The following is a 24,216-nucleotide window of genomic DNA, read 5'->3' as shown; positions in this document are numbered from 1 at the left end:
CCGGGAGCTCCCGGCAGGCCGAGCGGATCAGCGGGGCCGGGCGGCCGGTTGCGGCCGGTCGAGGTGGTCGAGGGCGCGCTGGAGAAGCGGCCGGTGGGCGCCGTAGAGGACACGTCCGGCCGCGCTGATCGCGGCGTCGAGCTTGGTGAGGGAGCCGAAGGGCCACCATCCGGCGTCCACCGCGTCGTCGGCGGCGACGGCGCGCACCGTGGCGGGCAGGACGAACAGGGCACTGGTGGAGGCGACCCATGCGTGGTCCGAGTTCCGCCAGTCGTCGACCAGGTCGCGGCCGAGGATGACGGGCTGGTGGTCGCTCAGATCGACGCCGGTCTCCTCACGCAACTCGCGGGCCAGCGTGGTCGGGGCCGTCTCGCCCGGGTCGCACATCCCACCCGGGATCGCTTCGACGCCGATGTCGTCACGGGTGATCAGCAGCACCCGGCGGTCGTCACCGTGGCCTGCGACCACGATCGGGTCGGCGGCCGCGTTCTCGCCCCACTTGCCCAAATTCCGGCCCGTGCGCCCGGTGCGGCCCTGCGGGTGAAGGGGCCAGCCCCTCGCGTCCAGCTGGAACGGCACGAGCGCGTCGGCCTGGCGCAGGGGCCAGTCGTGCACGTCGGCCGGGGTCGCGGCGCCCTCGGCCCAGTCGGGCACGTGGTGAGCCAGAGCCGCAGGCAGCAGCTCGGGCGGCGTGATGTCCGCCGGGGTGTACTGCGGCCAGCTCACCGACCAGCAGCGTCGTTCGGCGGGGATGGTCTCGGTCATGAAGTTCCTCTCTGGGTGGGGCCGCCTCGATGCGGCGGCCCCGGGATCAGGGGGTGGTCAGTTGCCGAGGTAGGCGGCGGCGACGCTCACGAAGTGGTCGTGGCTGGCCAGTGCCTCCTGGCGGGCGAGGGTGAGGGCATCGGTGTCGGTGTCCGCCCCGCGCAGGGCGTGGGTGGCGGTGACCATGGCGTCGGCGGCCTGGCGGACGGCCGGGTCGGTGATGAGGACCCGCAGGGCGACCAGCGGCCGGGTGATGGCAGAACGGGTTTGGTGGGAGCGCGAACGCAGGTCGGCCAGGCGGTCGGGGGTGTCGCCCTTGAGCTTGGCGTCGCCCCGTACCCACATCGCGGTGCGGTGGTCGGAGATGGCGGCGGCCAGATCGGTGACGGCCGCCAGGCGGTCGCGGCGCAGCGTTTCGCCGCGGGCGACGCGCTCGGCGTGCTCGGCGGATCGGCGCTGGTACCAGCCGGAGACGATGGCGCCGGCCAGTGTGCCGAGTACGGCGATGACGGTGGTGAGGATGCCGAGCATGGTGGTCCCCTTCCGCGGAGCGGGTTTCGAGTCGTGATGCCGGTCGGGGTGCCACCCCCTTCCAACATTGAGAACAATACCATCTTTCACGGTTTCTGGATAGGGGGTGCGCTCTGCCGGTCAGGAGTCGCAGCGGACGCACTGGGTGTCGTCGAGCGGGTTGTTCCGGTGGGCGGCGGCGAGTTCGGCAACCGACCGCACAGGCGTCCAGGCCGGGCCCGCGCACCAGTCGGTGGGGCAGGAGACGAGCGCCTCGAACCGGAGGTCGTAGGGGTCGCCGTCGTCCATCCAGCGCACGCGCAGGGACTCGCCTCCGGCGCCGAAGGTGCCGGTGCGGTACTGCATGTCGCGGCTGGGGGTGTCCCAGTCGAAGAGGTCCGCGGCCGCGTCCCCGAAGGCGCGGCGGACATCCGCGATCGGCTCGGCGGCGCGCTCCTCGCGGGCCAGCCGCTCCAGGGCGGTGCCCAGGACGGGCAGCTCCTCGGCGAAGACGATGTGGTCGAACCCCTCCTTGGCCAGGCGCGGATGGGCCGCGACGATCTGCGCGTGCTGGGTGGCGACGATGTCCGCCGGAACGCAACGGTTCGCGGCGCGTACGGCGTTGCGGGCCTGCGCGACCGAGGGTGCGGTGCCCATCAGCAGGGCGACGACGGGGGCCCCGTGGCTGCGGCCGGCGCGGATGAGCTCCTGCCGGTCACCCGCGTTGGCATTCGTGGCGTCCACGGCGGTTCGCAGGCCCAGGCCCAGGCGGGCGTCCAGCATCGTGTGCAGGGCCTGCCACACCGGGCCGTTGACCTGTTGGCTACCGGGGTCGTCCGCGCACATGGCCCGCAGGTCATCGGCGCGCAGGACCATGTGCGGCTCGAACATCTTGCTCGTGCGGGTCTTGCCGGAACCACTCGCCCCGAGCAGCAGGATCAGGGCGTTGGGGAGGTTGAGCGCTTCCTCGGGAAGGAGGGGGGACTGGGTCATCAGGCTGCCTTTCGGAAGGGAAGGACACGGGCGAGAAGAGCAGGGGTGCGCAGCGGCACGATCCCCGCGAGACGGCGGCCGCGGCGGCCCCGGCCCTTGACCTGGTACATCGCGGTGTCGGCCTGCTTGAGCGCGGCGGACACGGTGGCGTCGGTGAGGCCGGGCGGTGCGGGCGGTGCCGATGGAGGCGCCAACAGTCAGGGTCAGGTCGCGGTAGGCGATGGGGGCGGTAAGCAGGGTGTGCAGCCGGGTGATGCGGGCGGACAGGCCGGGGCCGTCGGGGAGGGCCACGGCGAACTCGTCGCCGCCGAGCCGTCCGGCCACGGCCCCCTCGGCGGCGGCCCACTGCGCCAGTCGGGCGCCGACGGCGGCGAGGACGGCGTCGCCCGCCGCGTGGCCGAAGCGGTCATTGACCGGCTTGAACGCGTCGAGGTCTGCGAGGAGGACCGCCGCGGGGCCCGCCGCCAGGACCTCCTGGGCCTGCGTGGTCCATGCGGACCGGGTGGGCAGGCCGGTGACCGGGCACGTGCGGGCCTGGGCGAGCTGGCCCTGGAGGTCGGCCACCTGGGCCAGCAGCTCCTCGGCGGCGGGCACGACCTCGGCGAGGGCGGTCCGCAACTGCTGGGGGCTGGCGTCGGGGCGGCCGAGGTCGGCGCGGACACGGTCGAGCAGGGCGCCGGTGCGTATGGCGGGCTGCATGGTGGAGGGGGTCCCTTTCGGTCGGTTCGGGTTTCGAGGGGGCCCGGGGCGGCGGTGCCATCCGCCGCCCCGGTGGGCGAAGTCAGCGCAGAGCGGCGCGGATCGCGTCGGCCTGCCGGGTGCTGTGGGCGTACGGGAGAGCGGCGGTGCCGACCAGGTCGGTGGCGGGGCGGCCCCGGAAGCGGTCGCCCTCGCTGTCGCGGTCGGCCAGCAGCTGCTCGCGCAGGCCCTCGGGGATCACGGCGTACGGGGTCACGAGCTCCAGCACGGTGGCGGGGTCGCTGATGTCGTACGGTGCCGCGCCCGCGAAGACCAGGTGGTCGATCTCGGCGTCCTCGTCGGCGGGCTCGTCCCAGGCGCTGGCGAAGTAGCTGGCGAGCGGGGCGTCCCATCCGACGCGGACGGTGCGGCCGGCGGGAGCTCCGCCGAGCGGGGTCAGGGTGTGGCTGGACAAGGTGTCTCCGTTCTGCGGTCTCGCGGTCCGGGCGGTCCGGCTCCGCCCGCGCTGTCCGGACCGGTCAGGGCCGGGCAGCACGGGCGCAGTCAGCTGTGCCGGGAAGCGCGGTCGCACTCGGAGGCGCCGGGGCCGGGGCCGTTGAGGCGGACGTTCAGCAGGTCCTCGCGGATCTGGACCGGGGTCCACACCCGACCCCGGCGGCACTCGGTGCGCGGGCAGTCGCTCGCGGCCGCGAACCCCCGCGCGCCGTGCCGGATCGCGAGTACGGACCCGCGGAAGGCGATGTGCCCGTACAGGTGCGTCTGGTCGATCTCGGTGGTCACCTGGGCCAGGTGGTGGGCGATGTCGGGGCCGAAGCGCCGGGCCGCCTCCTGCCACACCCGGAACCAGGGGCTCGGGGTGTAGTTCTCGCCGAGCAGCTCCAGGATCGGGTCCGTCGGCGGGAGCCACCGGTTGAGGTGGGTGTCGATGGTGCCGCAGCGGTGGCAGGTGCGGCGGCGCGGCTGGCCGGTGCAGCCGCTCACGAACCGCTCGCCGCAGCACGGGCAGTGGTGGTTTCGGCGTAGGGCCTCGCTGCCTGCGGGGGCGGCGCAGCCCTTGCACACGAAGCCGTCGGCCGTGGTGCTGTGCGGCATCGAGGGCGGCGGCGGGGCGCTGCTCTGGTGGGTGGGACAGGTCGTCATCTCTTCAGCTCCGTACGGGGGTCGGCCCCGGGGCGGCCGCCGGTCTCGGCGGTCCGCCCCGGGGCGGGGCGGCTGATTCAGCGGCGCGGGCCGCGCGGCGTACCGGCGGCGGCGTTGCCGTTGGTCTGCGCCTGGCCGCGTGCGAGGCGGAAGGCCGCGGCCGTCTCCGGGCTGTTGTGCTTCTTGTAGTCGGCGGCGGCCTGGGCCTGGAGCTGCTTGACGGTCTCGGACTGGGACACGGATGCCTCCGGTATCGGGTTTCGAGTGGTGGTGCCGGTCGGGGTGCCATCCCCTCCCAACAAGAAGAACATTACCAGCTTTGAACCGGATTCACAAGAGGTGCTGTGCGCCTTCCGGTTCGGGAGAGTCAGCGGGCGAGGGCGAGCGCCTCGGTCAGTGCGGGCCACAGCACGGTGTCCCGGCCCCACACCGGATCGACGAGGGTGACCTGGTGGGCGTCGATGGCAGCCCGTACGGCCTCGCGGTGGCATCCGCGGTACTCCAGCCGGATGTACCCCTTGGGCACCCGGCCGCCGAACGAGGTGTGTTCACGGCCGCCCCAGGTGGTGGCGAGGATGTCGCGCACCGGCCCGCGGCTACAGGTGCGGTGCACGGCGAGCAGCAGACCCGCGTCGTGAGCGGTGCGGGTGAGCTGCTGAAGGCCCGCGGTGTCGGTGAGGCACATGACGGCGGCGCGCTGCCGCCACCGGCGGCCGTCGAAGGCGGGCCCGTCCAGGCCGGGCTGGGACTGGGTGGTCACGCACCCGGCCCGGTTCAGGGCGGCAAGGACAGGCACCAGGGGGCCGGTCTCCTCGTCGGGCCCGCCGCGGTAGGCACCGCCGGCCAGAGTCGCGAGACTCCCCTCTAGCCACTGGGCGGTGAGTTCACCGAGGTCGGTCAGGGTGCGCGCGGAGGACCAGGCGCGAGCTGCTGAGCGGGGCATGGCGGGTTCCTCTCCGGCCGTCGTGCCGGGGCTGGGGCGGCCGCCGTGCGGCGGCCGCCCGGGGTGGTCAGTGCGCGGGCAGTTGGGGGGCGTCGACGATCACGGGCGCCGGGGCGTCCGGGTCGAACATCGGGGTGCCGCCCGCGTGGATGACGGCGCGCTGCTGGCCCAGCAGCGCGTTGAAGCGGTTGAGCAGCTGCCGCCCCTCGTGGGCGCGGGCCGGGTCGCCCCGGTACTGCTCGATGTCGCGGATCGCGGACTCCAGCCAGAAGAGGTCACCCTTCTGGATCGGGATGCGGACCCGGGCCGGGTCGGCCTGGTGGACCGAGGCGGCACCGGCGCTCCGGTACAGGTTGCCGATCAGCTCCGTGCTGCGGTCGTGGAGGCTGAGGAGGTCCGGCCGGCCACGGCGAAGGCAGGCGTCACCGTGCACCATGACCCGCTCGAACGCTTGCAGCTCGGTGAGGCTCATGGGGATGTACTCGACCCTCGGGAAGTCGTGCCGCTGCTGAGCGGGACGCTGGGCGCGGTTCGTTCGGCGGAAGAACATGCGGACGGTCTCCTAAGTCAGTGGGCGGACGGGGGCAGCAGCGGCTTGTCGATGTCGCGATGCTCGATGACCGTCTCGCGATGGGTGAGCTGGATGAGCTCCTGGGTGCGGCGGGCAAGTCCGACCGAGCGGTGCCGGCCGCCGACGCAGCCGTAGGCGATGGTGATGTCCCCGCCGCGGGCGGTGTCGTGGAGGCCGACCGCGAGGAAGGTGACGACCTGGGCGAGGGATTCGACACCGGGCGTCGCCAGGACGTGCTCGTACACAGCCGCGTCCAGGCCGGTGAGGTTCTTCAGCTCGGGGTCGTGGAACGGGTTCCTGAACAGGCGCCGGAGGTCGTAGGTGGCCTCGGCGACGGGGGGTGCGGCGTGGCCGTAGCCGAAGGAGACGATGCGGATCACGGGGTGCCTCTCGTGGTGCGGTCGTGGTTTCGAGTGGGGCCGGGGCGGCGGTGCCGACCGCCGCCCCAGGGCGGGGTGTTCAGTCCAGGGGGCGGACCGTGACGTCCAGGTCGCGCGGGTCGGAGGCGGCGGCCGCCTTGAACTCGCGCAGCTCCTTGTCGCTGTAGATGGCCTTCTGATCGCTCGGTCCGCCGGTGACGGCGTTGACCTTCTGGCCGGTGCGGGAGGTGGCGGTGACGACGTACTTCGCCATGGGGCGGGGCTCCTTGGTGAGGGGCGCGGAAGCGGGCGGGACTGCCCGGCTCCCCTTGGCCCCGGCGCGGCAGGTGCGCGCCGGGACCGCGGGCAGCCGTCAGTACCAGGCGCGTTCCATGTCCGCGTCCATCTCGCGGGCGGCCGCCTTCAGGGCCTGCTCCAGCCGCTCCTGGGCGTCGGCTTCCTGGTCGTCACCGGCCTCCGCGCACGCCTCCTTCTCGTACATGGCGTAGGCCGCGAGGGCGCGCAGGATGCCGGTGACCGGGGCGACGCCGCCGTGGCGGTTGAGCTCGCCCACGGCGAGGACCCGGCTCGGGCTGTTCGCCAGCTTCTTCTCGACCTCGCGCAGGTCCTCGGCGGCCTCCTTCCAGGTGGGGCCGGGGGCGACCGATTCGGCGAGGTCCTCCAGGAGGAGCGCGACGAACTGCGCGGCCCCGTAGGCGGCCAGAGCGGGCATCAGGTCGTACAGGTCCAGCGCGGTGCCCCGCCAGACGAAGGCGATGAGCGCGAGGATCAGGAGCGCCCAGCGGCCGACGGCCTCGACCAGGCCGGCCACCCGGCGCACGGTGGCGGCGGTACGGGCCTGGTGACGGGAGACGCCACCCATCGGGGTCAGGCAGACCATGCAGGTCAGGCGGAACGGGTTGTTGAAGGTGTCGCACTGCTTGCACTGGCGGTTCTTCAGGATGCGTCGGATACGCACGGGTGCCTCCGGGGCGGGTTTCGAGTGGTGGTGCCGGTCGGGGTGCCATCCCCTTCCAACAATTAGAACAATACTAGCTCTAATCCGGATTGGCAAGGGGTGGCACCCCGCCGGGGGGAACTTCGGGGGTGCCGTCCGTGGGGCCCTGCCGGGCCCCACGCAACTACTCGGTGTCGTCGCCGCTGTCCGACTTGCGGTTCTCGCGGGCGAAGCTGCGGGCCGACGCGTTGTCGGCGGCCTTGATGGCGGCCTGCCCGGTCTTCAGGCCCTCGCGCCCCATGTCGAAGCCCTTGCCTGCGGCGCCCGCGGTCGCGCCCACCGCGTTGGCGGCGGCGCCGACCGCGTTGACGGCCGCCGTGGCGGTGCCGGCCACCGCCGTGACGGTGTTGAGTGCGGCGGCCAGGCCCCCGCCGCCACGGCGGGCCACGGGCTGCTTGCCGCCCCGGGCTGCGGCCTTCTTCGCCGCGAAGGCGGAGGAGGCGGTGCCGCTGCCTGCGGGCGCGGCCTTGACCGCCGGTCCGCGCCTGCCTTCCAGGATCTTGCCGCCGGGCAGGGTCACCCGGAAGCGCCTGTTGGGATCGAAGTTCTCGACGATGGACTTCACCATGGCCGGGGTCATCACCTCGACGGCGAAGAAGCATTTCGCCTTTCCGCCGCCCCCGTCCTTTCCCCGGTGCTTTTCCCCGCAGGACGCCATGACGGTGGTGCCGGATACCAGCAGATTCAGGCGGCGCGGGGCCGGGGCGTTCTCCCGGCCGGGGCAGCGGATGGGGGCTCCGTTGAGGCTGAGCGGCCCGCGGACGGTCAGTGAGGGTGCGGTCATACGGATGGACTCCTTACTTGCTCTGGGCGATGGCGGTTGCGGTGGCGGTGACCTTGCCTCCGAGGACCGTGCGGCCGGTCGCGGTCGCGGTGGCCTCGGCGGTGGTGCTTCCGCCGCCCCCGCGACGGCGGAGGCCGGAGAAGAGGCCGCGGACGACGAACGCGACGACGGTGACCGCCACGGCGAACGCCATGAGCGCGTAGGCCAGGGCCTCCAGCCAGGGGCCGGCCAGCGACAGGCCGTACGCGGCGAGCGCGGCGCTTCCGGCGGCGGACCACATCAGCAGGGCTGCGGTCTTGGCCCAGGCGGGAATCGGCTGGGAGCCGCCCCGGACGGGGACCGGCGCCGTCTCGTGGTGGACGTAGGCCCACTGCTGGACGCCACCGGGGAGCGTGACCAGCTCGACCCCCGGAAGCGGGGCCTCCACCGGGACGGGACGGGCCGGAACGTACCGCGCGACGGGTGCGGGGCCCTGCGGGGCCTGGGTGATCGTGTAGACGGTCTCCGGGTCGGTGCGGGCGGGGTGGTTCATGATCGGGGAAGCTCCTTGGGGAAGATCGTTTTATGAGGGTTTGGGGGGTGGCCACGACCTGGGACGCGGGGCGTCTTCGCAGGTCAGGAGGGTGGCCACCCCCGGGACACCGGCCCGGCGGTCCTGGGACGCGTCCCAGGACCGGGGCCGGGTGTCCTACGGCCGGGCCAGGCTCTGACCTGCACGGATGTCCGGCGGCCTAGGGCCTGACCTAGGGGTCAATTGCGGATCTTCCGGGCAGCCTCCACGGCTGCATCGACGTCCGCCAGGAGGTAGCCCCGGACCCTGGGCTGTCCCTCGCCGACGCGCCACCGCTTGGGCTCCAGCTCGATGCCGGTGCCCTCCAGCTGCTCGTCGATCAGCGCGCCGAGCGCCTTGCCGAACCGGCCCTCGTACGTGGCGTCGTCCTCGTCCGTCTTCTGGGCCCACTCGCGGGGGTTCCAGGCGGCGAACGCGGCCCGCACGTCCGCGAGCGGCAGACGGTCGGCGTTGTCCTTGAACGTGTCGAGCAGGACGTCGAGCACGGTCGCGTTGGCGGCGGTCTGCCCGGGACGTCCGGGCTTGCCCCGTCCGCCGGGGCCGCCGGCTGCGGAGGACAGCCCGGTCGTCTGGACCAGGTACGCCTCGATCGGGTCGTCCCACTGGCCCGGCAGCCGTCCGGCGGCCCGCCGCAGCTCGACGCCGACGGCGATGATCTCCGACGCCTCCCCCGCGTTCTCCTCGTCGATGAGGAAGGAGCGGGCGAGTTCCTCGGCGATGCCGTCCATGTCCAGCCAGCCCAGGCCCCGCTTGTCGCGGGGGATGTCGTGGGCCCGCATTCCGCGGCCGGTGGCGCCCTTGCCCAGGATCGCGTTGGTGCCGTCGGCGTCGGCGGTCCGCTGGGCCCACCGGCCGGTCATGTTGCCGCGCAGGCCGGCGGGGATGACGTCGACCTCCGGGTGCTGGGTGGCCACCACCAGGAGGACGCCCAGGCCCGCGCCGACGCTGGAAAGGAATTCCAGCCGGGAAAGCCGCGCTGCCGCGCCCGGCACGTTCTTGCGGGTGTACGTCGCCAATTCGTCGATGATGAGGATTTCGATGCTCAGCTGCTTGAGCAGCTTCGCCGTCATCTTCGATTCGCCGAGCGAGGCCAGCAGGTCCTCGCGCCTTTCGATTTCCGCCTCGTAGGCGTCCAGGAGGAAATCGAGCCGGTTGCGCTCGCGGCCGAACATCGTGGCGGCGATCGGCGCGTAGACGAGGTGCTCGCCGGTGGGCTTGCCGTCGACGATGCGCACGTTGATCCGGGGGTCCAGGGCCAGCGCGCAGATCAGGTTCCGCAGCGCCATGCCCTTACCGGTCCGGGTCGCCCCGCCGATCAGCAGCATGATGTCGCGGATCGTCAGGCGCCGGGTCTCCCCGCGCTTGTTGTAGGCGATCGGCGCGCCGTCGTTCCACAGGTCGAGCGGGGTGGTCTGGCCCAGCAGCGGGGAGCGGCGCACCTTGTCGAACGGGTCGGAGGTGGCGATCCAGAAGGAGCACCGGGTCGGGTGGCCGTCCTGCTTGATGTCGAGCCAGTTCTCATCGACCTGGAGCGCGCCAGCGATCTCCTCGCGCTTCTCGATGAGCTTGGAGACGGTCACGTGTGCGGGCAGCTTGAACACGCACTGCGAGGCGTTGATGTCGGCCTTCTGGATGAGGCCGACCAGCTGGATCTCGTCGTCCTCCTTGAACGCCGGGACCGCGATCCGCAGCGCTCGGTTGATCTGCGCATCGGTCAGCGGGGCGTCCTCGTCGAGCGCGGCCGGCTCGAAGACCACGTAGTCGTCGCCACGGCGGCGGAGTTCGCGTGCGCCGCACGCGTACATGACGCCGATGACCGGGATCAGGGCCGGGAAGGCCATGGCCAGGCCCCACACCTGGGCGATGCCGACGACGGCGGCGGTGTAGGAGGTGAAGCCGGTGGCGGACAGGATGGTTAGGTTCTCGCGGCGGCGGGCCTTGCCGACCTGCTTGCGCTCCGCGCGGAGCTGGGCGACGTCGCCGTTGTCGGCGAAGCCCTTCCGCTTCGCCTCGCGCTTGGCCTCGTCGATGTCGGCGCCGTACTCGGTGGCCAGCAGGTAGCCCCACGCGGCGCTGGCCTCGGCCCACACGCCGATGGACGAGAGCTTGACGATCCGCCACACGTACACCGGGCTGTGCGCGGCGTGGTATCCGGCGGCGTGCGCGAGGACCTCGCCGCGGTGGCGCCACACGTCGGGGTTGGTGAGCGAGGCGGGGATCAGCGCCTTCAGGCCCCCGCGGCGCTCGTCGTCCAGCTGCTCGATGACGAAGGGCTCGCCGTCGACCTCGGAGGAGAGCTTGACGGTGCCGGTGCTGGCGTCGGCCAGGCCGGCGGCGCTCGTGCGGGCCTGGCTGCGGGCGGCCTGCTCCAGGTGGTCGCGGGCCTCGGGCGGCAGCCGCTTCGTGAGGTCAAGGACCTGTCCGCTCGGTGCGGAGTGGTCGGTGGTCTGGGTCATGATGGGCGGTGTTCCTCTCTGTGGGGGACGGGGGCCCGGCCGGGTCGCGTCAACTTCTCCGGCCGGGCCCCGCGGCGTGCTCGGGGGTGATGGGGCGGGGCTATTACTCGGTGTCCTTCTTCTTGCTGACCTTCTTCTTCGCCTTGCTCGCCGCCTTCTTGGCGCCGCTGGCGAACCAGCCCGGCAGCTTGGACAGCAGCAGGACCACGACGAAGACGACGGCGGCCGCGATGCCGGACTCCTGCCAGGTCCGCCCGTAGGTCACGGGCAGGACCCACAACGTCGTGATCCCGGCGGGGGCGGCGATGATCAGCAGCGGCGGCAGGTTGCGCGGGGTCGTTCCGCTCATGCGGTGTGCTCCAGTTCCTTCTCGTTCCGGTCGGTGTCCTGCTGGGCCGCGCGGGCCTTCTCGATCTCCTCGGCCATCGCCTCGGCGAACCCGGGCTGCGCCTCCAGCAGGGCCAGCAGCGCGGGCCCGTCCTGGCGGCGGACACCGATCCGGCTGGCGAGGGTGTAGGGGGAGAAGAAGCCGTTCCCGGTCCTCTTGCGCCGGTCGGCCGCAGCCTCGTACGCCAGTTCCCGGGCGACCGGGAACGCCTTGTCCAGGTGCTCGCTCAGGTCGCGTTCCGTTCCGGGCTTCGAGTCGTTCCCGCCGGCCGACTTCGGCGCGTTCCGGGTCGCGGCGGGGGTGTTCCGCTCACCCTGTTCCGCACCGTTCCGTGCGGGGGTCCGAGGGGCCGACTCCCCAGACGGGAACTGGATTTTCGGGTCCTCGGAACGCTCTTCGCCCCCCTCGGAACGGGCCTGCGGGGAGAGCACGGGAACCCACTGGCCCCCGATCCACGGCAGCCCCCGGTACTTCTGGGAACTGAGCCGTGCCTGGGCCTTGAACTCCTCCTTCTCGGCCCGGCTCCGGAACTCCTCGGCACGGGCCCGCATCTCGTCCGCGCGGGCCTGGGCTGCTTCGGCGGAACTCTCCGCGATGGCGGCCTCGGCGGCGGTCGCCTCCAGGGAACGCTTCAGCTCGCGCACCCGGCGGCGGCCCGCCTTGGAACGCGCCCGCTCCATGCGTGCCTCGGCCCGGCGCTGGCGCCGCACCCTTCCGGCCGTCGTGCCCGGCTGGCCGCCGTGGTGCGACTCCCACGCCTGATCCCATGCCTTCTGGACCGTGATCGTCTTGCGGTACGGGGCCCGGATGCGCCAGGCGGTCAGCGACACCAGCGGGTGCGCGATCCACCGGGCGAGCTGCTCGCGCACCTCGGCGGCCGTCCGGCCGCTCTGGGTGTGCTGGAGCAGACCGACCACCAGCTCGAAGGCGAGCACACCGGCGAGCGAGGCGAGCGCGTTGACCTGTCCGGCCGAAGCGCTGGGCGAGTGGAAGAGGTTGAGGCTGGCCGCGATCAGCGCGCTGATGACGGTCATCGCCCGGTAGCGGCCCGCCGGTGCCTTGCGGCGGACGGCCAGGATGGTCAGGGACGCGGAGGTCCAGGTCAGTCCCTCGACCACGCCGGGGACAACCCAGGACCGGGCGCCCAGGTCCTTGCGCATCGCCTCGGCCTGTGCCGGCCATGCGATCCAGACGGAGGCCACGATCAGCGCGGCGACGGCCGACACCGCGACGATCACGGGGAGGGCGTGCACCAGGGCCTTACCGCGGCCCTTCCACTTCTGCACGGCCTCCTTGCGGACCCGGGCCTTCTCCTCGCGGGCGGCCTGGCGGCGGCGGCGCTCGACCTTCTGCCGCTTCTCCTCGATGTCCAGGCTCTTGTCCTCGACGTCGAGCCCGGCGAGCTTCTCGGTCTTGTCGGCCTCGACTTCGGCCTGCTTGGCGCGGGCTCCGGCCTCCTTGGCGGCGGCCTTGCCGACCGTGCGGCGGTCGGTGCGGGTCATCAGGGGGTTGGTGTCGGTCTCGGTGCGGGGTTCGGTGATGGTCATCGGGCGGTGATCTCCTGAGCGCGGGGGGCGGCGGCTCGTACGGGGGGCTTCGGCGGGTTCTGGCTGGCGTAGACCTGGGTGCAGCGGCCCAGCTCGTGCGCCTCGTCGCGGTCGGCCAGGCGGTGGGCGTCCAGGGCCGCGCGGGTCAGCGGGAGGGTGCAGCGGTTCCTCATGTCGTCACCGCCCGAGCGGCCGCGCTGTGGGCGGCGGCGGCGTTGATCCCCCGGCGGCACATGAGGATCACGCCGAGCGCACCGGCGACCAGGAAGACGGCGGCCGCGATGACGGCGACGGCGAGCGCGGCCGCGCCGACCACGATGACGAACAGCGGGATGACCAGGAAGAACAGGCCGGTGTGGAGCTGGTCCACACGTCCGAGGAAGAGTCGGATGCAGGCGTTGATCGCCTCGATGGTGCGGGCGTCGAACTTCACGCGGCCCACCCCCCGGCGATCTCGTCGTCCAGGCCGAGGCCGGCGGCGGTGTTCTCGGCGTGCTCCAGCTCGTCGACGACGGCGAGCAGCGCCGGGCGGGGGGCGGTGGTGCGGCGGCGGGCGGTGGTGCGGCGGGCGGTGAGGGCGTCGTGGTCGTCCAGGTCCAGCAGCAGCATGGCGACGAACTCGACGCGGGCGCCCCGGGTGCGGGCGGAGTCGGCCGGGCGGCCGAGGAAGAAGCGTTCCGGCTGTCCGGTCAGGGTGGACAGCGCGTGCAGCGCGGCCCCGAACGGGGGCCTGGCGGCGGTTTCGGTGGTGGTCACGGTTGGTGCCCTTCGTTGTCGGGTTTCGAGAGGTCGTGCCGGGCGGGGAGCCATCCCCGCGGGGTCCTGCTGCGGAAGGTCCGCCCCGGCACAGCGGGCCTTCCGTTTGTCCAGCTCAGGGGCTCATTGCATACCCCTTGTTGGCTACGCACATTGTGTAGACAATGCGTTGCCGAGATGAATCCTGCCCCTTTGATCGCCAGGAGTCAAGAGCAAAGTAGACGCGCCGCACATTGAGTAGACAATGAGCGAAAGCGCAGGTAGAACTAGGGCCATGTCACCTAGTCAGAAGCCGCCCGCGCTTTATGTGCGGATCGCGAATGACCTGCGCCAACGCATCAGCGCAGGCGAGTTCGCCTCCGGCCCCCTCCCCACAGAGACCTCGCTCGCGGAGAAGTACGCGACCACGCGAGTCACCGTCCGCAAGGGCCTGGACCTGCTGATCCAGGAGGGCCTCATCTACGCGGACCGCCCGCGGGGGCACTTCGTGCGGATCAGGCGCCCAATGATCTACAGGCCGCAACAGGAGTTCAGGAAGCGCCCCCTCAGCCCCGAGATGGACAGCTTCCTCACCGAGATGATGGAGCTGGGGCGCGAGGCGTCCCAGACGATCGAGGTCTCGGTGGTGCCGGCGCCGCCCATCGTGCGTGAACGGCTCCGCCTGGAGGAGGGTGAGCTGACCGCCGTCCGCCGCCGCGTCCGGTTCCTGGACGGTGAGCCCTACCTCTCGAACGACAGCTACTTTCCCCGCGCGCTCGTCAAGGACAGCGACGAGATCATGAACCCGGCCGACATCGCGCGGGGGGCGAACGTCGTCTTGGCCGAGCTCGGCTACCAGCAGGTGCGCACGGTGCGCGAGTACGAATGGCGGATGCCGGACCCGGCTCAGACCGCCCGCCTGGGCATCCCGCCCGGCACACCGATCGCCGAAGAGGTCGTCACCGGTTACACCGCCGCCGGGCAGCCGGTCAGGTGCGTCATCAACTGCCTGCCCGGGGACCGCATCAAGATGGTGCTGGAGGACGAACGGCCGCGCCTGGGCAGCGAACTGACCATCGCCCCGGCCGCGCTGGAGGACCTGGAGACCGTCACGGCCCTGTGGAAGCAGGCCGGCGACTGGCTGCGGGAGCGGGGCATCGATCAGTGGCAGTACGAGCCGCGCACGGACCGCATCCGCGAGAACATCGCCGCCGGGGAGTGCTTCCTGGTCCGCGACCAGGGCATAGCGGTCGCCACGATCACTCTCGACACCCACGCTGATCCAGATTTCTGGAACGCGGACGAGGCCGCCGAGGATGCGCTGTACGTGCACCGGATGGTCGTCCGGCGGGACGCCAGCGGCGAGGAACTGGGCAGTGCCCTGCTCGACTGGGCGAGCACCCGGGCCGAGGCCGGCGGGAAGAAGTGGCTGCGCCTCGACGCCTGGCGAACGAACCAGGGGCTCCTCGACTACTACCACGCACGCGACTTCGAGCTGATCCGCACGGTCCCGGCGGACGGCCGCCAGTCCGGCGCCCTCTTCCAGCGGAAGGCGGGACGCGTCCGCGGGGTGGGCCCTGCCCTCAACGAACCGGCTGGTTCCGCAACTGCGCCCGAGGACAAATGACTTCGTCCCCCCGGCGACCCACCCGTTACGGTGCGTGTGGTCGGATAGACGATCAGGGAGGGGAAATCCTCCCAAACGCAACAGGCCCCCTCGGGGGCCTGTCGGTCCGCCGCCGGGGGTCGAGACCCGGAGAGCGGCCGCACCTTAGTCACGGGGGAGGTGCGCTTTCGATGAGCGTACGGGTTCAGGCGATATCGCCGCAGCAGCCTTTGGGCAGCGCCGCGCCGAACGGCCGGAAACGATCAGTCGGCGCCCGCCGCTCGGGTTCCCCAGCTCCACCACGCTGAAAGTCTGATGGCCGCCCCGCCAAAGCGGAACGGCCACCAAGTTTCGACTCGCCCAGAGTCAATGCCCCCGAAGGGGCGCCAACCCACACCCATAGGTGGGGCCTCGCTGCCGTGTTGCCACACGAACAGCAGCGCCAGGATAAGGGCGACACCGCGTCATCAGCACATTGATCACGCGGCTTGCCCTCGATCTGGCCAATGAGGCTCCCCGAATCGTTCTTAAAGGGAAGCACTCGTGCCATTCCAGCACCACCCGTCCATCTACCCGCCCCACAGCATTTCCATCTCCACCGTCCTCGGTGAGCGCCGATGAGCCTCACCCCGATGCTCTGGGCGATGAAGGCCGCCCCCGTTGCCGACACGACCGAGAAGCTGATCCTGATCTCCCTCGCCGAGCGCGCCGACGAGGACGGATGCGACGCGTTCCCGTCCAAGGCCACCCTCGCGAAAGATGCGCTCTGCGACGAGAAGACCGTCCAGCGGAAGCTGGGGAAGCTGGCCGACCGCAAGCTGATCGGCCTGGGCGACCAGCGGGCCGCGCAGTACATCGAGAAGCGCTACCGGCCGAAGGTCTACGACCTGCTCATCCCGTACAGCTGGTTCCCGGACGTCGACGACATCAACGAGACCCGCCGGCGGCGCGGCCGAGGACTCCTCACCCCGGAAAACCGCCCCGACATCGTGCCCGCGCCCACCCGCGTACAGCGCTCTGACAAGGGAAAACCCCGCGCCAAGCAGGGCTCTGCCCCCTCCAGGGGGGACAACGAGTCCCCCCTGGAGAACCAGAGTGCCGCTCCCGCGCCAGGGGGGACTGAGAGTCCCGCCAGGGGGGACTCTCAGTCCCAGCAGGGGGGATTGACAGACCCCCAAACCTCCCCTGTTGAACCTCCCCACTCAAACCTCCCCATGGCGCCTTCGGCGCGAAGCGCTGGTAACGGCCGTCAGGCCCCTACAGGTAGTAGCGCGCGCGGGACGTCGAGCGGCTCCGCCGCGGCTGACGGCGCAGGAGCGCCGAACCGGACGTCGGCTCGATCTGGCAGGGAAGTGCTGGTGACCGCCGAGGTGCAGCGCGTCCTCGAAGCCTTCCCGGACGCACTCCGGGAGGCCCTGGTCCGCAAGGTCCGCTCCGACCGACCGAAGACCGTGGTCCAGGCCATCGAGAAGCAGCTGGCCGGGGGCGGCCTCGCTCAGGCGAAGATGCTCGGGGACCGGGTCGCCCGGCGCTGGGTGACCCACGGCTACACCAAGCACTACGCCGAGGGAACCCTGACCAGCCCGGTCGGCGCGGCCGTGGCCATGCTTCAGCCGGGGCCGTGCCCCGAACCGCGCTGCGAGGACGGCGAACTCGACGACGGCAACCCCTGCCGCAGCTGCATCGAGCGAGACAAGGACCGCCGTGCCGACAAGGAGCGGGAGCGGAAAGCTCGGGCTGCGGAGAAGGAAGCCGAGTTCCGCCGCCGAGCCTGCCCGTACTGCAAGGAGGACCGGGGCACCGCCGGCCAGCCGTGTGGAGACTGCGCCGGAGCCATCTCCTCCTCGAAGCGGGACGCCGCCGCCTTCGTCGATCAGGCCGTCTCGACGTACCGTGCACGGACCGGCGACGACCAGGCGGACGCCGCGTTCCGCACGCACGTGGTCGAGGGGATCGAGCAGGCCCGCCGGGCCGCGGCCGCGCGCGGCGCCGACGTCCTGGGGCAGGCCCTCGCCGTGCGGCTCGCCGCCGACGACTACGCCCGCGAGCAGAACCGGCTTCGCCAACAGGCTGCGGCCGAGGAGAACGTGGCTCTTGCTGCGGGAACCGATCGCCCCGACCCCGGCCTGGGCGTCGCCATCCCGGCTCAGGAACCGTGGGCTGGCGACCACTGCCCCGGCCACGAGAACACCGGCTGCCCGTGGGACAAGCCCGCGGTCGGCACCGACGGCCTGTGCGCCCGCTGCCGCATCGAGGCGGTGAAGAGGCAGCCCGCGCACATCGGCTGACAGCACGCATGGATCGGCCCCCGGGGGAGTCCCTACCGGGGGCCGATCCATGTTCCGCGGGCATCAAGGCGCCTACGGCGCGTTTCCCCAGCCGGGCCCGTCGGACACCCGCCCCGCCGTGCGGGCCTGGGCCGGCAGGCGGCTCCGCCGCGAGCAACGGCGCAAGCGCCTCAAGAAGTCCCCTCGTCGAATCAGCACCGGAAACACCCCACCAAGATCCGCAAGCCGAAGTCCGGCCGCTGCCACCCCCTTCCGTAGCCAGCCGCTTTTCCCCACCGACATCCGCAGCCGCAGAACGGCTTGCCACCACCAGCGGCCTCGCCCCGGCCTGTGGTGCACCCGACCTTCGGCCGGGTACCTGGGGGCTCCTCGCCCCCAGACCCCTCGCCAGCGCCCAGGGCGCGCTGGACCGCCCACCCCTGGGGGGCGCCTCCCCCCAGACCCCCCACCAGCGCCTTTCGGCTGCGCTGGACCAGCCACTGCCGCCTGCCCTGCGCGACACTCCGCTGCGCTCCGCGTCACGCACCACTCGGGCCCCAGGGGGCCCTCCCTGGGCAGTTGCCCCTGGAATCAGTGGCTGGACTGAGTGGTGGGCCGGGGTGATTCCTCCGCGCCGTCGTCGTCCGCCGGCGCGTCGTGGCCGGGGCGAGGGGCTGAGGTCGAGGAGGGCCAGGAGGAGCTGGAGCCGGTGGAGGAGGTGCGGGCCGGCCCGGGGCCGGGGAAGGGAAAAGCGGCTGGCAAGGAGGGACCGGGGATGCTGTTGTTGCGCGGCGGAGCCGCCTCCCCCACCTCGACCGCCGATCACGGGAGGATGGCCGTCGACCGGTGCGCGGTGAACGCGCCGCAGGCGCCTCCTCCGCCGCAGGTTGCCACCGGCCTCTACTACGTAGTTAGAGGCGAAGATCGTTTCCCCTGGTCACAGCCTTGGCGAGTAGCTCCGAACTGCCACTCAAGTTACAGTTTTGGCGCTTCCGGTTTCCTATAGGCAACTAGGCCCCGTCCGGCCCCGTTCATGACCCTGCTGCGCCGACACGACTCGCCCGTTCCAATGTGCTTGCCTATAGGCAAGCCGAGTAGGTACGGTGTGCTTCTTCGGTTGCGTATAGGCAATCGTCCGAGGTGAGGAGGGGTATGGCAGGGACCAGTCCGGTTCGGCGCGGCAAGGCCGTGAACACCGAGACCGGCGAGCTCGTGCAGATGTCGTTCTTCGAGGACGAGACGATCCAGCGCGCGAGAGTCCGCTACGACTGGACTCCGCACCCCGGGCGACACGTCAATGTCCCCAAGGTGCTCCTGGCGAAGCTCTACGCCAAGGACAGCGGGTATACCGCGAAGCACAGGGATCTGTTCTTCTTCTACCTCGCCCATTCGCCGGACGGTGCTCAGCCGCTGAGGCTGACCTACAAGGAGATCGGTGAGATTCTGGGAGGACGTCCGGCTACGATCTCGACGCTCCTGGGTACGTTGCACGCGGGTGGGCTTCTCCTCGAAGCGGAGAAGATCGGCCGCATGACGTTCTACCGGGTCAATCCGCGGGCTGGCTTCGATGGGTCGGCGGTGAACCAGGTGGAGGCCGTCAAGGATGCGCGCCTCCCGGTGGTACCTGCTCCGGCCACTTCGGCCCAGAAGAAGAAGGAGGCATCGTGACCTCTCCCGCGATGCGGCCGCGTGAGCTGCCGTTCTCGGCCGACCTGATGCGCAAGCTCCTGGAGGAGACGGCCGAGCTCCCCGGCGCGGACTACCGCGTGCTGAGCTACTACGTGACGGCCGTCCCGCTCGGCGAGACTGTCCGAGAGACCGCCAAGACGGTGGCCGGGACCGTGAAGATCAGCCAGGGGAGCGTCTCGAAGAGCATCGGCCGACTGGTGGCTAATGGCTGGCTGGCCATGGCCTTCCGTGTCGGCGGCGTCCCCTTCTACCGCGCCGGCGACAAGGTGCTGGAGCTGGCGGCGGCCGGTGACGACCAGGTCGAGCAGCCGCTGGCCACCGTCAGCCATCTGCCGATGCGAGGTTCCGGCGACGAGTGACTTGCTGCTCGCAGCGCTGAGGGCCCGCACTTCCGATCCTGGGGGTGCGGGCCCTTCTGTATGCCCGCCCGAGAGCGGGCCCCCTTCCGCAATTCCGGTAAAGCTGGTAATATTCTCAATGTTGGAAGGGGTTGGCGCCCCGACCGGCATTCACTCGGAACCCACCGCAGGAGAAATGCGATGCAGATGAACGTGAACACCCAGACGCCTTGCCCTCGAACCGAGCTGATCGCCGCAGATTCGCTGACGCGCAACGACCAAGTCGTGATCAGTGCCGACGAGCTGCCCTATCTCGTGGATGCGGTCACGGACCTGCCGAACGGCGGAGCTCGCGTCACCTACTCCTCTGGCGACACCGTCGAATACGCGGCTGGCGAGCAGGTTGCAGTCACCGTCTGAGCTTGACCCGCCGGGACCCGTTGGTTGTAGCCAACGGGCCCCGAGCCGTCGGTCCGGAGGTGTTGGCTCAAGCCAACGGACCCGGGCCGGCCGCGCCCCTACCCTGTAGAAGCCCGACCGAAGGGAACCCCGTGGAACACCCGTCCTCTCCGGCAGAGCCGGAGCCGTTCGTCGTCCGTGACGAGATGTGGGAACTGCTCCAGCGCGACCCCGGCCTCGTCCAGGCCGCCCAGGCCGTGAAGGCCGACGCGGCACGGCGGGGCCTGACCGGGTCCGAGCTCCTGACGGAACTCGCCCGCCAAGGCCGGCGCGGGCCGACTGCGTACGAGCGGTGGATGGCGTCCGGGGATGCGCACCGCATGAGCGATTTCGACTAGCCCCGCCCGCGGCCGCCGCTCTTGCTGCGGCCCGCTCCCTGAAGGCCCGTCTCCCACCCCTCCGGGAGGCGGGCCTTCAGCGTGCGCCCTCGCGGAAGCCGTCGGAGCCCCATATAGCCGGACGGGGGATAATTGACCTCTGCGCCCGATCCTCCTCCCTCGGGTCCGTGGGCCCTACTGGGCCCACTCCCCCTCGGGACACCCGGCCTGACGTGCCGCGACGAGACCCGGGTCTCGTCGCCCCGACGTAGTAGCGGCGTCTGCGGCCTGGGCGGAGTGCAGGGCACCGATGGGCACTGGGCTCAGCCCATGCCCACGGCGCCGCACCCATGAGCGGAGCGGGCCACCGCTCAGCCTTAAAGGCGCTAGAGGTTAATTATCCCCCTGTCTTGAGAGTGCGCGCCCAAGGGCGCGCGAAAGAGGGGCGGAGGGGTGGGGCGGGGCCGTGGCCGGGGTCCAACCCTTCCCTGCGGCCCGTCCCGGGCTGAGCAGGCCCCGCCCCACCCCTCCGCGCTGCTTCTCGTCCGTGCTCCCCTGACCCGCCGTTGCAGTCTGCGGACCGTGGGCGGATGAACAGATGAAAGGACGCGCTTCGCGCGGCGACAAAAGGAGCAAGGCGCCGTATCGGTGCAGGTGGTGACGCACCATCGGGCCTCAAACCCCCCAGGAACGGGCCTGGTTCGCCCTCTCCCGCGCGCATGGCGCCCCCGGGCCCGATTCCGCGCCGCACGGCCTGCCGGACGCTCTGAGGGGCTTGTGTGGCCTCGCGGGACGGATGGGGCCTCCCGGTGCCGGCCACTGGCCCCCGGACCCTCCGACGACCAAGATTGCCAAACCGTGCGTTAGCACTCTCCGTAACCGGGCCGACCCCGACGTTCCCGGCCTGCGGCCACAGTGCGTCACCGGAATCCGGCCCGCTGCGGAAATCGGAGACAGCCCGGTGAGCTGCGGCGATGCTCCTTAACGCACGTTTTTGCGATCTTGGGCGTCGGGCGATTCCGGCGGGCTGCGGCCCCGTGTCAACTTTCCGGTGACATGCGGCCGACGCCGTGGCGGTCACCCGTCCTGGTGGCTCTGCTCGCGCCGGACGACGTGGCGGCTGCGGCCTGCGCCACGGTGATCACATGCCCCGCCTCGCCGCCCTGCTCGTCCCCCTCGTCCTGCTCACCGCCTCTGCCTGCGTGAGCGTCCCGGCCGCTCCCCCGGCGGCCCCGGCCCCCGCCGCCGCGGCGTACACCCCCTCTTCCGCCCCGCCCCCGCGCCAGGCCCCGGCCCGCGAGGAGCTGGTGCGTACGGACGGCGGCAAGCCGCGCGCGGTCGTCCCGCCGCGCGAGCGGGCAACGCAGGCGCCGGTGCACCGCCCGGTCCGCCGGAACGGACGCTCTGAAGCGTCGGTGCCGCAGCGGCCCCGGGCGGCGGTACGGCCCGCTCCGGCCGCGCCCCGCCGTCCTGCTGCTGCTCCGCCCCACAAGAAGCCACCGCGCACCCGCCCCAACATCACCCCGGCCTACGACATGCGGACGCTGTGCCGGGCCGCGGCGCACGACGGGGTCGGGCAGAACATCGTCGACCTGTGCCGCTCGACGTACGGCCGCTGACCTGAAGGTGCCGCCTCGCCCCGGTCTCCGGGCGCCGCCGGGGCTTCTCCGGGGCGATTCCTGGTCGTCGGGTTCCGGCGCGGTCGGCACCGTCTAGCGTGTTGCCGACCGTCCGGAGCCAGCAATGAGGGGGAGACGCCGGTGATCGTGGAAGAGTCGCCCGGCAGGTTGGCCGAGTGGGTGCGCGCCGACGTCCGAGAGGCCCGTACGGCGCTCAGCCGCGCCCGGTTGCTGCACGGAGAGGCGAGCCCCGCGTATCAGCGGGCCGCGATCTGCTGGGGCCACCGGCAGGCGGTCCTGGACGAAGTCGCCGCCCGGCGCGGCGTCGCGAGCAAGGACGTCGACCTGATGAACACGCCAGCCCTGCAACTCCTGGCGGCCGTGCGGAAGGTCCGGTTCGACGTCGCGGCCGCCGACCGCGAGTCGGAGTTCCTGGCGGCCACCGCATTCCTGGACATCCCGTCATCCGGCACGGGGTAGTGTCCTGGGCGCTGGTGACCGAAGGGGGCTGACTGAGCATGTTCGGACGACGTGGCCGGAGGGTCGAGGCCGCTCGGCGGCAGGCCGAGGGTGCCGTGATCAACGATCTGCGGGCGGCAGCCCTGCGCGCGATCCACCTCTTGGAGAAGCCGGACGGCGGCCGCGGCGAAGAAGACGTGAACCCGCACACCAAGGACGTCACGGCGTACAGCCTTGCCTCCATGCTCACCTTCAGCCGCACCCGCGAGCAGGACAGCACCGCTCACCTCGTGCACATGCTGTTCGGAGGAAAACCGGAGCGGATCGAGTCCCGCAGGAGATGGGTGGCGTGGGAGCTGGATCGGTGCGGTTACGCGGAGGCGTCCCGGCTTCTGTCCGACATGACGCGGGAGGAGTCCCTGCCGTACATGCAGCGCGGGCTCCCTCTTACCCATACCGCCCGTCCCGCCGGCGAGGACGATCTGCTGCACCAGAACCCCCGCTGAGACCGCGCCGGGATCAAGCCGTGTCTCCAGTCGAAACGGCCCGGTTGAACGGGGCATGAGCCTTCCCGACCGCGCCGCCCCCGGGGTCCAGGAGCAGGCCGAGGGCGTTGCCGACGGCGCCTGTCAACTCGCCGACGCGGCAGGACCCGGCGCGTGGAACCTGCCCGCCGCCGAGGACGCGGTGGAGGCGATCGACGTCCTCGTGCAGGCGCTGGCCGCGATTGATCCGGAGGCCGCGCGGATTCTCGCCGGGGTGCCTGCCGCGACGGGCGAGCTGCTGCGCCACTTTCGCGGCCTTCCTGCGGCCGGCGGGCCGGTGGCAATTCCGGCGCCGCGCATTGTGCGAAAACCCCGGCGCGGGCTCGGGCCGGGCTACCAGGGCATCCGCGTTCCCAGGAGCAGCTGAGCACCTGGAGCCGGTGTCAACCTTTCGGTGACATGAGGTCGCCGAAGGGCCGCCCGGCTGAGGAGCGCGCGCCGGGAGCTGCACCGAACGGCAGGTCCGGCCCGTACGGCCCTGTCGGTGCCCGCTGGCAGGATGGCGGACATGACGATCAAGGACGTGGCACGCCACGACGTTGCCGAAGAGCAGATAGAGGACACCCTTCAGCGCGGAGTCCGCCGGGCCATCGACCACTGGTCCGACATGCGTCACGGCAGTCGTCCTCTGCGCCAGGGGTTGCGGGAGATGGGCGGCGACCTCCTCGACCTCGCCGGCGCCCGCACCCTGGAAGATCCCGCGCTGGACACGCCGGGATCGCGCGAGGTCCTGCTCACCGCGGCGGAGTGCGCCCTTGGAGAGCTTGGCCTGGGCTGCTTCCCCGATGGCGACTGGGACGTCCCTCTGCCCCTCGTCGACGAGACGCTCGCCAGCGAAGAGATGCACTACGAAGAGACCTGGGAACCGGCGTCCCCGGCCACCACCGCCGAGACCTGGGTCAGGGCCTTCGTCCTGTGCGTGATCAGCGGCCTCGTGTGGGAGCGCAGCCGGGTCATCGGCCCGCTGCTGCGCGAGGACTACGCTCCCGCCATCCGCGACGGAGTGCCCTACTCGAAGCGGGAGTCGGTCTCCACCCCGGCCGACCTCGCCGAGATGGACGCGCTGTGCGAGTACCTGACCATCGTGCAGGGGCGTTACCCCGGCGCCCTTCCCGGCCCCGTCCCGCTGGCCAAGCCCGACATCGAAGCGCGAGCCCGCGCCGCCGAACGACTCGACGCGGTCAGCGCCCTGGACGCGGACCAGCGGCTGCTGCGTGTCCTGCTCGACGACGATCAGTCCGCCTTCGAGCAGGCCCTGGCCGAAAGGCTTTTGCGGCACCGCGCGGGCGTGGGCACTGCCCCGGTGCCGCGAACCCTGTTGCCGGTCAGGGCCGCCGCAGTGGCCGCGCTCGCCTCCCTCGCGCACGGATGGCAGCTGGGTATCGCGTCGGCTTACCTGCCCAACTCCCTGCTGCGCCCCCCGCAGCACTGACGAAGC

The 24,216-nt window shown here is 71.8% G+C and carries 30 protein-coding genes; 11 read left to right on the top strand and 19 right to left on the bottom strand.

What is annotated here, in order from left to right:
* Positions 1-27: 27 nt before the first annotated feature.
* From AB0G56_RS31220 to AB0G56_RS31130, 19 genes are all read right to left on the bottom strand, one after another.
* Entirely contained in the window at positions 28-765 is a 738-nt protein-coding gene (locus AB0G56_RS31220) for an NUDIX domain-containing protein (protein ID WP_360975874.1), read from the bottom strand.
* Between the two features lie 57 nt (positions 766-822).
* Positions 823-1,296: a hypothetical protein gene (locus AB0G56_RS31215; RefSeq protein ID WP_360975872.1), complete on the bottom strand. Its 474-nt coding sequence runs from the start codon at positions 1,294-1,296 to the stop codon at positions 823-825.
* Between the two features lie 120 nt (positions 1,297-1,416).
* Positions 1,417-2,967 carry a diguanylate cyclase gene (locus tag AB0G56_RS31210; protein WP_360975869.1) on the bottom strand — a complete coding sequence of 517 codons (1,551 nt, stop codon included), beginning with the start codon at positions 2,965-2,967 and terminating at the stop codon, positions 1,417-1,419.
* Positions 2,968-3,049: 82 nt separating this feature from the next.
* Positions 3,050-3,421: a hypothetical protein gene (locus AB0G56_RS31205; RefSeq protein ID WP_360975866.1), complete on the bottom strand. Its 372-nt coding sequence runs from the start codon at positions 3,419-3,421 to the stop codon at positions 3,050-3,052.
* An 89-nt stretch (positions 3,422-3,510) separates the two neighbouring features.
* On the bottom strand, positions 3,511-4,107 hold the full coding sequence (locus AB0G56_RS31200; protein WP_360975863.1) for a hypothetical protein: 597 nt from the start codon (positions 4,105-4,107) through the stop codon (positions 3,511-3,513).
* A 77-nt stretch (positions 4,108-4,184) separates the two neighbouring features.
* Positions 4,185-4,346, bottom strand: a complete 162-nt coding sequence (locus tag AB0G56_RS31195) for a hypothetical protein (protein ID WP_360975860.1) — start codon at positions 4,344-4,346, stop codon at positions 4,185-4,187.
* Positions 4,347-4,474: 128 nt separating this feature from the next.
* On the bottom strand, positions 4,475-5,050 hold the full coding sequence (locus tag AB0G56_RS31190; RefSeq protein WP_360975857.1) for a hypothetical protein: 576 nt from the start codon (positions 5,048-5,050) through the stop codon (positions 4,475-4,477).
* A gap of 67 nt (positions 5,051-5,117) precedes the next feature.
* A complete protein-coding gene (locus tag AB0G56_RS31185; protein ID WP_360975854.1) occupies positions 5,118-5,600 on the bottom strand; it encodes a hypothetical protein in 483 nt (160 codons plus the stop codon).
* A gap of 17 nt (positions 5,601-5,617) precedes the next feature.
* The gene (locus tag AB0G56_RS31180) at positions 5,618-6,001 is read right to left on the bottom strand and encodes an RNase adapter RapZ (RefSeq protein ID WP_360975851.1); all 384 of its coding nucleotides are present in this window, start codon (positions 5,999-6,001) and stop codon (positions 5,618-5,620) included.
* Positions 6,002-6,080: 79 nt separating this feature from the next.
* Positions 6,081-6,254 carry a hypothetical protein gene (locus tag AB0G56_RS31175; protein WP_360975848.1) on the bottom strand — a complete coding sequence of 58 codons (174 nt, stop codon included), beginning with the start codon at positions 6,252-6,254 and terminating at the stop codon, positions 6,081-6,083.
* A gap of 99 nt (positions 6,255-6,353) precedes the next feature.
* Positions 6,354-6,959, bottom strand: a complete 606-nt coding sequence (locus AB0G56_RS31170) for a hypothetical protein (protein WP_360975845.1) — start codon at positions 6,957-6,959, stop codon at positions 6,354-6,356.
* Positions 6,960-7,122: 163 nt separating this feature from the next.
* Positions 7,123-7,782 carry a hypothetical protein gene (locus AB0G56_RS31165; protein WP_360975842.1) on the bottom strand — a complete coding sequence of 220 codons (660 nt, stop codon included), beginning with the start codon at positions 7,780-7,782 and terminating at the stop codon, positions 7,123-7,125.
* 13 nt (positions 7,783-7,795) lie between these two features.
* Positions 7,796-8,314, bottom strand: coding sequence for a hypothetical protein (locus tag AB0G56_RS31160; RefSeq protein WP_360975839.1), 519 nt, complete (start codon positions 8,312-8,314; stop codon positions 7,796-7,798).
* A 218-nt stretch (positions 8,315-8,532) separates the two neighbouring features.
* Positions 8,533-10,809, bottom strand: coding sequence for a hypothetical protein (locus tag AB0G56_RS31155; RefSeq protein ID WP_360975836.1), 2,277 nt, complete (start codon positions 10,807-10,809; stop codon positions 8,533-8,535).
* 103 nt (positions 10,810-10,912) lie between these two features.
* Positions 10,913-11,158 (bottom strand): hypothetical protein, encoded by a 246-nt coding sequence (locus AB0G56_RS31150; protein ID WP_360975833.1) that lies wholly within the window; start codon positions 11,156-11,158, stop codon positions 10,913-10,915.
* Complete coding sequence (locus tag AB0G56_RS31145) at positions 11,155-12,744, bottom strand: DUF2637 domain-containing protein (RefSeq protein ID WP_360975830.1); 1,590 nt, start codon at positions 12,742-12,744, stop codon at positions 11,155-11,157. Before AB0G56_RS31145 ends, AB0G56_RS31150 begins: the two co-directional genes overlap by 4 nt.
* A complete protein-coding gene (locus AB0G56_RS31140) occupies positions 12,741-12,917 on the bottom strand; it encodes a hypothetical protein (protein ID WP_360975827.1) in 177 nt (58 codons plus the stop codon). Before AB0G56_RS31140 ends, AB0G56_RS31145 begins: the two co-directional genes overlap by 4 nt.
* Positions 12,914-13,177, bottom strand: a complete 264-nt coding sequence (locus AB0G56_RS31135) for a hypothetical protein (RefSeq protein ID WP_360975824.1) — start codon at positions 13,175-13,177, stop codon at positions 12,914-12,916. The genes AB0G56_RS31140 and AB0G56_RS31135 overlap by 4 nt, the downstream gene beginning before the upstream one ends.
* A complete protein-coding gene (locus tag AB0G56_RS31130; protein ID WP_360975821.1) occupies positions 13,174-13,500 on the bottom strand; it encodes a hypothetical protein in 327 nt (108 codons plus the stop codon). Before AB0G56_RS31130 ends, AB0G56_RS31135 begins: the two co-directional genes overlap by 4 nt.
* 274 nt (positions 13,501-13,774) lie before the next feature.
* Here AB0G56_RS31130 and AB0G56_RS31125 point away from each other — a divergent pair, with 274 nt between their 5' ends.
* From AB0G56_RS31125 to AB0G56_RS31075, 11 genes are all read left to right on the top strand, one after another.
* Positions 13,775-15,106: a GNAT family N-acetyltransferase gene (locus AB0G56_RS31125; RefSeq protein ID WP_360975818.1), complete on the top strand. Its 1,332-nt coding sequence runs from the start codon at positions 13,775-13,777 to the stop codon at positions 15,104-15,106.
* Positions 15,107-15,702: 596 nt separating this feature from the next.
* Positions 15,703-17,373, top strand: a complete 1,671-nt coding sequence (locus AB0G56_RS31120; protein ID WP_360975815.1) for a helix-turn-helix domain-containing protein — start codon at positions 15,703-15,705, stop codon at positions 17,371-17,373.
* Positions 17,374-18,504: 1,131 nt separating this feature from the next.
* Positions 18,505-19,020 carry a transcriptional regulator gene (locus AB0G56_RS31115; protein ID WP_360975812.1) on the top strand — a complete coding sequence of 172 codons (516 nt, stop codon included), beginning with the start codon at positions 18,505-18,507 and terminating at the stop codon, positions 19,018-19,020.
* Complete coding sequence (locus tag AB0G56_RS31110) at positions 19,017-19,400, top strand: hypothetical protein (RefSeq protein WP_360975810.1); 384 nt, start codon at positions 19,017-19,019, stop codon at positions 19,398-19,400. Before AB0G56_RS31115 ends, AB0G56_RS31110 begins: the two co-directional genes overlap by 4 nt.
* A 180-nt stretch (positions 19,401-19,580) precedes the next feature.
* Complete coding sequence (locus AB0G56_RS31105; RefSeq protein ID WP_360975808.1) at positions 19,581-19,799, top strand: hypothetical protein; 219 nt, start codon at positions 19,581-19,583, stop codon at positions 19,797-19,799.
* Between the two features lie 131 nt (positions 19,800-19,930).
* A complete protein-coding gene (locus AB0G56_RS31100) occupies positions 19,931-20,176 on the top strand; it encodes a hypothetical protein (protein ID WP_360975805.1) in 246 nt (81 codons plus the stop codon).
* A 1,124-nt stretch (positions 20,177-21,300) separates the two neighbouring features.
* A complete protein-coding gene (locus AB0G56_RS31095; RefSeq protein WP_360975802.1) occupies positions 21,301-21,774 on the top strand; it encodes a hypothetical protein in 474 nt (157 codons plus the stop codon).
* Between the two features lie 141 nt (positions 21,775-21,915).
* Positions 21,916-22,254 carry a hypothetical protein gene (locus tag AB0G56_RS31090; RefSeq protein WP_360975799.1) on the top strand — a complete coding sequence of 113 codons (339 nt, stop codon included), beginning with the start codon at positions 21,916-21,918 and terminating at the stop codon, positions 22,252-22,254.
* Between the two features lie 38 nt (positions 22,255-22,292).
* A complete protein-coding gene (locus AB0G56_RS31085) occupies positions 22,293-22,739 on the top strand; it encodes a hypothetical protein (protein WP_360975796.1) in 447 nt (148 codons plus the stop codon).
* A 55-nt stretch (positions 22,740-22,794) separates the two neighbouring features.
* Positions 22,795-23,145, top strand: a complete 351-nt coding sequence (locus AB0G56_RS31080; protein WP_360975793.1) for a hypothetical protein — start codon at positions 22,795-22,797, stop codon at positions 23,143-23,145.
* Between the two features lie 141 nt (positions 23,146-23,286).
* Complete coding sequence (locus AB0G56_RS31075) at positions 23,287-24,210, top strand: Imm49 family immunity protein (protein WP_360975790.1); 924 nt, start codon at positions 23,287-23,289, stop codon at positions 24,208-24,210.
* The last annotated feature ends 6 nt before the right edge of the window (positions 24,211-24,216 follow it).

Origin of the sequence: Streptomyces sp. NPDC021356 (assembly GCF_040641015.1) — a bacterium.
Taxonomy (GTDB): Bacteria; Actinomycetota; Actinomycetes; order Streptomycetales; family Streptomycetaceae; genus Streptomyces.
The sequence above is the reverse complement of the archived record's forward strand: the minus strand, read 5'-3'. Positions and strand labels throughout refer to the sequence as shown.